The sequence below is a fragment of the Actinomadura opuntiae genome (genome assembly GCF_030283205.1).
GTDB lineage: Bacteria > Actinomycetota > Actinomycetes > Streptosporangiales > Streptosporangiaceae > Spirillospora.
Map to the genome: position 1 here is coordinate 313,025 of NZ_JASNWF010000010.1, position 10,910 is coordinate 323,934.

Consider the following 10,910-nt stretch of genomic DNA (forward strand, 5'->3'; position numbering starts at 1 on the left):
CGCGAAAAAGGCGCCGGGATTCTTGTCGGGAAAGGTCATCGGCCGGGTGCAGACATCCGCCGATCCCGCCGGTTAGTCTGCGATGGCCGGCAGTTGGTCACCCGGGCCGCCCGATATGTATCAGCCGTTCGCGAACCGAGTGCTTCGCTCATTTCCTTGGCTCGACCGACGCCGCAGGACGCGGTGAATGCTCCGAGCCGTCACCGGTTCGAGCGGCGTCACCGGTCGGGTGCGGAAGATCCGCACTCGGCCGCCTGCCCGGAGCCGGTCCGATGATGCGGTGCTACCAGGAGTGGAGCTGTTGTCGTGACCTCATCTTCTGTGGATGAGAGCGTGCCGGCGCGGCGGTTGGCGTATTGGCACGAGGAGTTGTCCGGCGTCGAGCAGCCGGTGGTCCTGCCGGTGGACCGTCCGCGGCCGGCGGTCGCCACTCCGCGCGCCGGGACCGTCGAATTCGGGCTGCCCCCCGGTCTGGCGGCCGATCTGCTGAAGATGGCGGACGGCCGCGAGACGTCGGCGCCGGTGGTGCTTCAGGCGGCGTTCGCGGTGCTGCTGTCGCGGATGGGCGCCGGCGACGACGTGGTGATCGGGTCGGCGGTCGCCGATCCATGGGTGCTGCGCGTCGACCTGTCGGGGAACCCGTCGTTCGACGCGGTGGTGGAACGCGTCCACGGCAGGGCGGTGGCGGCGCGCGAGAACGGCGGTGTGCCGTTCGAGCGGCTCGTGGAGTCGCTGAATCTCGACCGGTCGCAGGCCTATCACCCGCTGTTCCAGGTGATGTTCGCGACGGGGGACGCCGGGCAGGCGCCGCCGTTCGTCGCGGAGACGGCACCACGGCTCGACCTGACGATGACGGTGGAAGAGGTGCGTTCGGCGTCGGGGGATCGGACGCTGGCGGGGCATCTGGAGTATGCGGTCGATCTGTTCGATCGGGAGACGGCCGAGGAGTTGGCCGAGCGGTTCGTGCGGGTGCTGGAGCAGGTCGTCGCCGACCCGGCCGTCCCGGTCGTGGTCGTGGACGTGCTGCTGCCGTACGAGCGGGAAAACCTGGTGCCGTCGACCGGTCCCGCGGCGCCCGCGACCGAATCCGTGGCGACGGTGGATGCCGCGGACGAGACGGTGGTGTCGCTGGTGGCGCGTCAGGTGGCGGCGTCGCCCGGTGCCGTGGCGCTGATATCCGATGGCGTGGAATTGACGTATCGGGAGTTGGATGCGCGGGTTTCGGTGTTGGCGGCGCGGTTGGTGGCGGCGGGGGTGGGACCGGACGTGGTGGTGGGTTTGGCGTTGCCGCGGTCGGCGGATCTGGTCGTCGGGATGTTGGCGGTCTGGCGTGCGGGTGGCGCGTATTTGCCGATCGACCCGCGGTATCCGAGCGCGCGTTTGGAAGCGGTGCTGGCCAGCGCCGATCCGCGTCTGGTGCTCGTCGACCGGGCGACCGACCACGTCATCCCTGCTGATGTGAAGCGGCTGTACGTCGATTCCGAGCCCGACGCGGTTCCCGACGTGGAACTGCCGGATCCGCGTCCGCAGGATTTGGCGTATCTGATGTTCACCTCGGGCTCGACTGGCGAGCCTAAAGGCGCGGGCATCACCCAACGGAATGTCGCCGCGGTGGTGAAGGAACTGGCGGCCCATGCCGGGATCGACGTGGGTTCGCGGGTGTTGGCGGGGACGTCGGTGGCGTTTGACGTGTCGGTGTTCGAGGTGTTTTCGACGTTGGTGTCGGGTGGGTGTGTGGAGGTGGTGCGTGATGTGTTGGTGTTGGGGGAGCGCCAGGGGTGGTCGGGTGCGGTGATTTCGACGGTGCCGTCGGTGTTCGCGGAGTTGTTGGACGACATCGTCGATCGTGTTCGTGTGGGGACGTTGGTGTTCGCTGGTGAGGCGTTGCCGATGGCGTTGGTGAATCGGGTTCGTGCGGTGTGGCCGGATGTGCGGGTGGTCAATTCGTTCGGCCAGTCCGAGACGTTCTACGACTCGGTGTATGAGGTCCCGCCGGGCGTTCACCCCGACGGCCCCGTGCCCATCGGCAGCCCCCTGGACGGCGTGCGGATGTACGTCCTCGGACCCAACCTCCGTCCTGTGCCCGTCGGAGTGACCGGGGAGCTCTATGTCGGTGGGGAGGTCGTCGGCCGCGGCTACCTGGGGCGTCCGGATCTGACGGCGTCACGTTTCGTCGCCGATCCGTTCGGTGACGAGCCGGGCGGTCGCCTGTACCGCACCGGTGACCTCGTCCGATGGCGTGCAGAATCCGGGAACGGGGGGCCCGGGGTGCTGGAGTACGTGGGCCGTGCGGACGTCCAGGTGAAGGTGCGCGGCATCCGCATCGAACCGGCCGAGATCGAAGCGGCCCTCCAGTCGCATCCGCAGGTCGGGCAGGCGGCCGTGACCGTCCACGGGACGGACGCGGGGAAACGCCTGGTGGCCTACGTCGTCCCGGCCCGGTCGGCGGGACGGGGCGCGGGCGACGGCATCGACGCGGACGATCTGCGGCGGCACGCCTCCGCGCGGCTGCCGGAGTTCATGGTCCCGGCGGCGTTCATGGTGCTGGACCGGTTCCCGCTGACGCCCAACGGGAAGCTGGACCGCAAGGCCCTGCCCGCGCCGGAGGCCGTGCGGCGGCCGTACCGGGCGCCCCGGAACGGCCGGGAGGAGACGCTCGCCGGGCTCTTCGCGGAAGTGCTGGGCGTGGAGCGGGTCGGCATCGACGACGACTTCTTCGCCCTCGGCGGCCAGTCCCTGCTGGCGACCCGGCTGATGGCCCGCGTCCGCGCGACCCTCGACGCCGAGTTCCCGATCACCGCGATCTTCGACCGCCCGACGGTGGCGGGCCTGGTCACCCGGCTGTCGGACGGGCGCACGCGGCCGCCGCTGGTGCCGATGGAGCGCCCCGAGCGGGTGCCGCTGTCCTACGCCCAGCAGCGGCTCTGGTTCATCCACAAGCTCGAGGGCCCGTCGGCCACCTACAACATCCCGTTCGCGGCCCGGCTGTCCGGCGAAGTGGACCGGTCCGTGCTGGAGGCGGCCGTCACCGACGTCATCGTCCGCCACGAGAGCCTGCGGACGCTGTTCCGGGAGGACGCCTCGGGCGTCGGCCACCAGGAGGTGCTGCCGCCCGAGCGGGTGTCGTTCGAGCTGCCGGAGACCGAGGTCGACGCGGCCGGCCGCGACGACGCGGTCACCGCGGTGGTGCGGCACTGCTTCGACCTGGCGACCGAGATCCCCGTCCACGGACGGCTGCTGCGGATCCACGAGGACGACGGCGAGCCCGCCGCACTGCTGGTCATGGTCGTGCATCACATCGCGGGCGACGGCGCCTCGATGTCCTCGTTCGCCCGCGACCTCGCCGTCGCCGCCGAGGCCCGGGCCGCCGGACGCGCACCGGACTGGGCGCCGCTGCCCGTCCAGTACGCCGACTACGCGCTCTGGCAGCGCGAGCTGCTGGGCGAGGAGTCCGATCCGAGCAGCCTCGTCGCGCGGCAGCTCGCGTACTGGCGCGACGAGCTGGCGGACGTGGTGCAGCCGATGGCGCTGCCGGTGGACCGTCAGCGGCCCGCGGTGGCGAGCCTGCGCGGCGGAATGGTCGACTTCGAGCTGCGGCCGGAGCTGGTGGCGGCGATCGAGGAGCTGGCGGGCGGCCGCGGGATGACGGCGTCGATGGTGCTTCAGGCGGCGTTCGCGGTGCTGCTGTCGCGGATGGGCGCCGGCGAGGACGTCGTGATCGGGTCGCCGATCGCCGGACGCACCGACGAGGCGCTCGCCGACCTGATCGGCTTCTTCGTCAACACGTGGGTGCTGCGCGCCGACCTGTCGGGCGGCCCGTCGTTCGGCGCCGTGCTGGACCGCGTCCGGGCCAAGGCGCTGGCCGCCTACGAGCACCAGGACGTGCCGTTCGAGCGACTGGTGGAGCTGCTGAACCCCGACCGGTCGCGGGCGTATCACCCGCTCTTCCAGGTCATGTTCGTACTGCAGGACGCGGGCTGGGTGCATCCGGCGGCGGCCGAATCCGGGTGGGAGCTGGAGCAGGCCGTCACGCGGACCGCCAAGTTCGACCTGACGATGACGATGAACGAGGTGCGGTCGGCGTCGGGGGATCGGACGCTGGCGGGGCATCTGGAGTACGCGGTCGATCTGTTCGACCGGGAGACGGCCGAGGAGCTGGCCGAGCGGTTCGTGCGGGTGCTGGAGCAGGCCGTCGCCGATCCTGCGCTTCCGGTCGTCCTGGTCGACCTCCTTCTGCCCTCCGAGCGGGAGCGGCTCGCCCCGGCGGCGGGCCGGAACGTCCCGGACGCGGAAACGGGCGACGAGACGGTGGTGTCGCTGGTGGCGCGTCAGGTGGCGGCGTCGCCCGGTGCCGTGGCGCTGATGTCCGATGGCGTGGAATTGACGTATCGGGAATTGGATGCGCTGGTTTCGGTGTTGGCGGCGCGCTTGGTGGCGGCGGGTGTGGGACCGGACGTGGTGGTGGGTCTGGCGTTGCCGCGGTCGGCGGATCTGGTCGTCGGAATGTTGGCGATCTGGCGTGCCGGTGGCGCGTATTTGCCGATCGACCCGCGGTATCCGAGCGCGCGCCTGGAAGCGGTGCTGGCCAGCGCCGATCCACGTTTCGTGCTCGTCGACAAGACCACCGAGCATGTGGTGCCCGCCGATGTGGAACGGCTGTTCGTCGACGCCGAACAAGGCGTGGCCCCAGATGTGGCGCTGCCGGGTCCGCGGCCGGAGAACCTGGCCTATTTGATGTTCACCTCCGGTTCCACGGGCGAGCCGAAGGGCGTCGGCATCACCCAACGGAATGTCGCCGCGGTGGTGAAGGAACTGGCGGCCCATGCCGGGATCGACGTGGGTTCGCGGGTGTTGGCGGGGACGTCGGTGGCGTTTGACGTGTCGGTGTTCGAGGTGTTTTCGACGTTGGTGTCGGGTGGGTGTGTGGAGGTGGTGCGTGATGTGTTGGTGTTGGGGGAGCGCCAGGGGTGGTCGGGTGCGGTGATTTCGACGGTGCCGTCGGTGTTCGCGGAGTTGTTGGACGACGTCGCCGATCGTGTTCGTGTGGGGACGTTGGTGTTCGCTGGTGAGGCGTTGCCGATGGCGTTGGTGAATCGGGTTCGTGCGGTGTGGCCGGATGTGCGGGTGGTCAATTCGTTCGGCCAGTCCGAGACGTTCTACGACTCGGTGTATGAGGTCCCGCCGGGCGTTCACCCCGACGGCCCCGTGCCCATCGGCAGCCCTTTGGATGGCGTCCGGATGTACGTCCTCGGCCCGGGTCTGGTGCCGAATCCGCCCGGCGTGACCGGCGAACTGTACGTGTCCGGTGACGTCGTCGGTCGCGGCTACCTGGGGCGCCCGGAGCTGACGGCGTCACGTTTTGTCGCCGACCCGTTCGGTGACGAGCCGGGCGGCCGCCTGTACCGCACCGGTGACCTCGTCCGGTGGCGTGCAGAGCCCGGGGACGGCGGGTCCGGGGTGCTGGAGTACGTGGGCCGCGCGGACGTCCAGGTGAAGGTGCGCGGCATCCGCATCGAACCGGCCGAGATCGAAGCGGTCCTGCTGTCCCACCCGATGGTGTCGGCGGCCACCGTCACCGTGATCGACACCGACAACGGGAAACGGCTGGTCGGCTACGTCGTGCCGCTGCGCGCGACGGCTCCGGCCGGTCCCGCCCCGGCCGACGCGGGCGCCGGCGTCGACGTCGAGTTCTCCAGCGCCCCCATCGACACGCGCGCCCTGCGCCAGTACGTGGTGGCCCGGCTGCCGGAGTTCATGGTCCCGGCGGCGTTCATGGTGCTGGACCGGATGCCGCTGGCGTCCAACGGGAAGCTGGACCGCTCCGCGCTGCCCGTCCCGCGGTTCGAGACCGCCGGCTACCGGCCGCCGCGGACCCCGGCCGAGGCGCAGCTCGCCGCCATCTTCGCCGACGTGCTCGGCATTGACCGCGTCGGCGCCGACGACGACTTCTTCGCCATCGGCGGCGACAGCATCCGCTCCATCCAGGTCGTGGCGCGCGCCCGCGCGGCCGGGCTGAGCATCACCACGCAGGACGTGTTCACGCACGGCAACGTCGCGGAGCTTGCCGAGGCGGCCGGGCACGCCGCCGAGCACCCGGTGCTGGAGGAGCTCGACGGCGGCGGTGTCGGCCGGCTGCCGCTGCCGCCCATCGCGCGCTTCCTGCTGGAATCCGGCCCGCACATCTCCCGCTACACGCAGGCGATGCTGCTGGACCTGCCGCTCGGCATCGACCCGATCGGGCTCGCCGCGGCACTGGACGCCGTGCTGGACCGGCACGACATGCTGCGGGCGCGGCTGGTCACCGACGGCCCCGACGCGGCGCTGGAGATCGCCCCGCCGGGCGGGACGGCGGCGGCCGGGCTGGTCCGCCGCGTCGAGATGACGGCCGATCCCGGCGACCCGGCCGCGGACGAGACCGTCCGAGCCGAGTTCGACGCCGCCGCCGACCGCCTCGACCCCGCCGCGGGCGTCCTGCTGCAGTGCGTGTGGTTCGACCACGGCCCCCCACGGCGCGGCCGCCTCGCGGTCACCATTCACCATCTCGCGGTCGACAGCGTGTCCTGGCAGATCATCGTGACGGACCTCAACGCCGCGTGGCAGCGGATCCGGCTCGGCAAGCGGCCGGCGCTGCCGCCGGTGGGCACGTCCGCGCGGCGCTGGGCGCACGCCTTGCAGGACGAGGCGAGGACGCAGGCACGGGTCGAGGAGCTGCCGTACTGGCTGGCGGCCGTCCAGGGCCCCGATCCCTTGCTCGGCGACCGTCCGCTCGACCCCGCCGCCGATGTGGTGGCGACCGTGCAGGAGGTGCGCGTCACGCTGCCGCCCGAGGCGACCGAGGCGGTGCTCACCACCCTGCCGGCCCGGTTCCGCGCCGGAGCCAACGACGGCCTGCTAACCGCGTTGGCGCTGGCCGTCGCGCAATGGCGCGGGCGCCGCGGCACCGACGAGCCGACCACGCTGGTCCGCCTGGAAGGGCACGGCCGCGAGGAACAGGTGGCCCCCGGGGCCGAACTGTCGCGGACGGTCGGCTGGTTCGCCACGCTGTTCCCGGTCCGGCTCGACGTCGGCGGCATCGACCTCGGCGAGGCGCTGCGCGGCGGACCGGCCGCGGGCCGTGCGATCAAGGCGGTCAAGGAGCAGCTGGCGGCCGTCCCCGACAAGGGCATCGGCTACGGGTTGCTGCGCCACCTGAATCCGGAGACCGGCCCCGTGCTCGCCGAGCACCCGACCGGGCAGATCGCGTTCAACTACCTCGGACGCGTCCCCGGCGGCCCGCCGCGCGAGAGCCGGGACGGTGCGCTGTGGTACCCGGTGCCCGGCGGCGGCGCCCTGGTCCCGGCGCTGGACGCGAACATGCCGGTGTCGGCCGCCGTGGACATCGGCGCTGCGGTCACCGACGGACCCGGCGGCCCTGCGCTCCGCGCGACCTTCCGCTTCCCGGCCGGCGCGATCACCGGCGACGCGGTGCGGGAGATGGCCGACCTGTGGATCGAGGCACTTACCGCGCTGGCCCGGCACGCGACCGGCCGCGACGCCGGCGGGCTCACCCCGTCCGACGTGCCGCTGGTGCCGCTGCGGCAGCAGGAGATCGAGGAGTTGGAGCGCGCCCACCCGGGCGTGGCCGACCTGTGGCCGGTGACCCCGATGCAGGCGGGCCTGCTGTACCACGCCGACCTGGCCGCGCCGGGCACGGACGTCTACCAGGTGCAGTACGTGTTCCACCTCAGGGGCGCGGTGGACGCGGCGCGGCTGCGGGCCGCGGGCCGGACGCTGCTGGACCGGCACGCGAACCTGCGCGCCGCGTTCGTCCCCGGCCCCGGCGGCACGGCGCTGGCGGTGATCCGCAAGGCCGTCGACCTGCCGTGGCGCGAGGTCGACCTCACCGCCCTCGACGACGCCGGGCGCGCCGACGCGTTCGAACGGCTGCTGGAGGCGGACCGCAACGCGCGCTTCAAGATGGCCGAACCCCCGATGCTGCGGCTGGCGCTGGTCGCGACGGGACCCGAGCGGTACGAGCTGGTGCTGACCGCGCACCACGTGCTGTTCGACGGCTGGTCGCTGCCGCTGCTGCTGCGCGACCTGCTGTGGGTCTACGCCGCGGGCGACGACGCCGGGCTGCCGCGCGCGCCGGGCTACCGGGACTTCCTGGTGTGGTTGGCGGAGCGCGACCGGCAGGCGTCGGTGGAGGCCTGGCGGGCCGAGCTGGCGGGCGTCACCGGACCGACCCTGCTGGCCGCCCCGGACAGCGGCCCCGGCGGGGGCGTCCGCGAGGTCGCGCAGGCCGACGTGCCGCTGCCGGCACCCACCGCCCGCCGGGTCGCCCGCGCGGCCGCGGACCTCGGGGTCACGCTGAACACGGTCGTGCAGGGCGCGTGGGCGCTGATGCTCGCCACGATGACCGGCCGGACGGAGGCGGTCTTCGGCGCCACCGTGTCGGGCCGCCCGCCGGAGATCCCCGACGTGGACGCGATGCTGGGCCTGTTCATCAACACCGTCCCCGTGCGGGCCGGATGCGAACCGGGCCGCTCCCTGGCCGACTACCTGACCGACCTGCAGGACCGGCAGACGGCGCTGATGGACCACCAGTACCTCGGCCTGACGGAGATCTACGAGGCCACCGGGCTGCGCTCGCTGTTCGACACGCTGGTGAACTTCGACTCCTACCCGGTCGACCAGGCCGGGCTGGTGCAGGCGAACCGGGAGACGGGCCTGGAGATCACCGGCCTGCGCACGATCGGCGCCAACAACTTCCCGATGGCGGTGATCGCCGCCGCCGACCCGCACCTGCGGGTGTCGCTGAAGTACCGCACCGACCTGTTCTCCGCGGCGGCGGTGGAGCGCATCGCGGGCCTGCTGGTGCGGATCTTCGAGGCGGTCGCCGCCGACCCGCGGACCCGCCTGGCCGCGATCGACCTGCTCGCACCGGACGAGCGGGCGCGCGCCCGCCGGACGCTCGCGGACACCCCCGTCCGCTCCGCGGACCCGGCAGGCCCGCCCGACGACCTGGCCGCCGACGGTGAGGCGGTCGTGCTGGGGCCGGGCCTGCACCCGGTGCCGGTCGGCGCGGTCGGCGAGCTGTACGTCGCCGCTCAGGAGACCGACGGGCAAGGAGAGCCGCCCGCGGTGACGGCGGCGCGGATCGTCGCCGACCCGCTGTCCGAGACGCCGGGGAGGCGGCTCCGCAGGACCGGGCACCTGGTGCGCCGCACCGACGACGGTCTGGAGTACGTCGGCCGGGCCGACGGCGGGACCGCGGCGGCGGAGCCCTCCGCGGCCCTGCCGGAACGCACGTCCTCGGTCCCCTACCGGGCGCCGGGCACGCCCGAGGAGGAGATGCTGGCCGGGATGTTCGCCGAGGTGCTGGGCCTCGACCGGGTCGGCGCCGACGACGACTTCTTCGAGCTCGGCGGGCACTCGCTGCGCGCCACCTGGCTGATCAGCCGCATCCGCACGGTCGCCGGCCTCACCGTGACGATGCGCACGATATTCGAATATCCGACGGTCGCGCTGCTGGCCCCGCAATTGCAGAACGCGGCGGCGTCCACCCGTCCGAAACTGCGGCGGATGAGGCAGGATGAGGCGTGAAGCTCGCCCCCCGCCGCGCATGAAAGCCGACATGAAATGTACGATGCCATCGTCGTCGGCGCCCGGTGCGCGGGTGCCTCCGCAGCGTTATTGCTCGCCCGGCAGGGACGCAGGGTACTGCTGGTCGACCGTATGAAATTCCCTTCGGACACGATGTCCACCCTTTACATCCATCCGCCGGGCATTGCGCTGCTCGCCCGGTGGGGCGTGCTCGACGCCGTCGCGGCGTCGGGGTGCCCGCCGCTGGAGACGGTCGGCTACGACGTGGCCGGCCTGCGGCTGACCGTCCCGACCCCGTCCACCCCGTACGCGCGGGTCGCCTACGCGCCGCGCCGCCAGGTCCTCGACCACCTGCTGGTAGGCGCCGCCGTCGCGGCCGGCGCCGACTTCGCCGAGCGGACGAGCCTGCGCGAGGTGATCTGGCGGGACGGGCGCGCCGCCGGCGTGCGGATACGGACGCCCGAAGGCCTCGAATCCGTCCCCGCGAAATTGGTGATCGGCGCGGACGGCAGGCAATCGCGGCTCGCCGCATTGGTGGACGCGCCGTTCCGCAAGCAGGACGAGCTGGCCACGTGCGTCTACTACAGCTGCTGGAAGAACGTCGAAGCCGATTTCGGTTATCACGAACGGCCCGACAGCTGGATCGTGCGGATACCGACCCATGATGGCGTGACCGTGGTGGCGACCTATTTCCCGCAGGACCAGTTCGCGCAGATCCGGCTCGATCCGCTCGCCGCGCATCTGGAGACGATCAAACAGAACGCGCCGGATCTGCACGACCGGCTCGCCGGCGCCGAACGCGTCGAACGCCTCGTCGGAACGGGCCGCCAGCAGAACTACTTCCGCCGGATGAACGGCCCGGGATGGGCGCTCGCCGGCGACGCGGCGCACCACCTCGACTCGATCACCGCGCGCGGCATCACCAACGCGCTCACGCAGGCGCAGCTGCTGTCCGACGCGCTGGCGGGCCAGGACCTCGACGACGCCGGCGGCCTCGACGCCCGCCTGGCCCGCTTCGCCGAGGAGTCCTACGGGACGCTCGGCGAGCCCTACAAGACGACGCTGGAGCTGGCGAGGCTGCGGCTCACCGACTCCCGGGCGGCGCTGCTGCGCGCCGTCGCCCGGTCGCCGGAGCTGACCCGCCGCTACTTCGCGATGATCGCCGGCGTCATCGACCGGTCCGAGTTCTTCACGCCCGAGCTGGCGGAGCTGCTGCCGGCCGCGGCGCGGTGGACGGCGCCGGCCGAGCCCGCCGAGCCCGCCGAGCCGGCCGGGCCCGCCGGGCCGGAGCGCGGTGAGGTGACCACGACACCCCGATGATGACA

The 10,910-nt window shown here is 72.4% G+C and carries 2 protein-coding genes; both read left to right on the plus strand.

Annotation, left to right across the window (positions count from 1 at the left end; all coding sequences use genetic code 11):
- Positions 1–333: 333 nt before the first annotated feature.
- Positions 334–9,585, plus strand: a complete 9,252-nt coding sequence (locus tag QP089_RS23585) for a non-ribosomal peptide synthetase (protein ID WP_285914017.1) — start codon at positions 334–336, stop codon at positions 9,583–9,585.
- A 36-nt stretch (positions 9,586–9,621) separates the two neighbouring features.
- Positions 9,622–10,905 (plus strand): NAD(P)/FAD-dependent oxidoreductase, encoded by a 1,284-nt coding sequence (locus QP089_RS23590; protein WP_285914019.1) that lies wholly within the window; start codon positions 9,622–9,624, stop codon positions 10,903–10,905.
- The last annotated feature ends 5 nt before the right edge of the window (positions 10,906–10,910 follow it).

What these genes read in the sequence shown, in the direction of transcription:
- QP089_RS23590 (WP_285914019.1), top strand. Translation starts at nt 9,622, where the DNA reads ATGTACGATGCCATCGTCGTCGGCGCCCGGTGCGCGGGTGCCTCCGCA.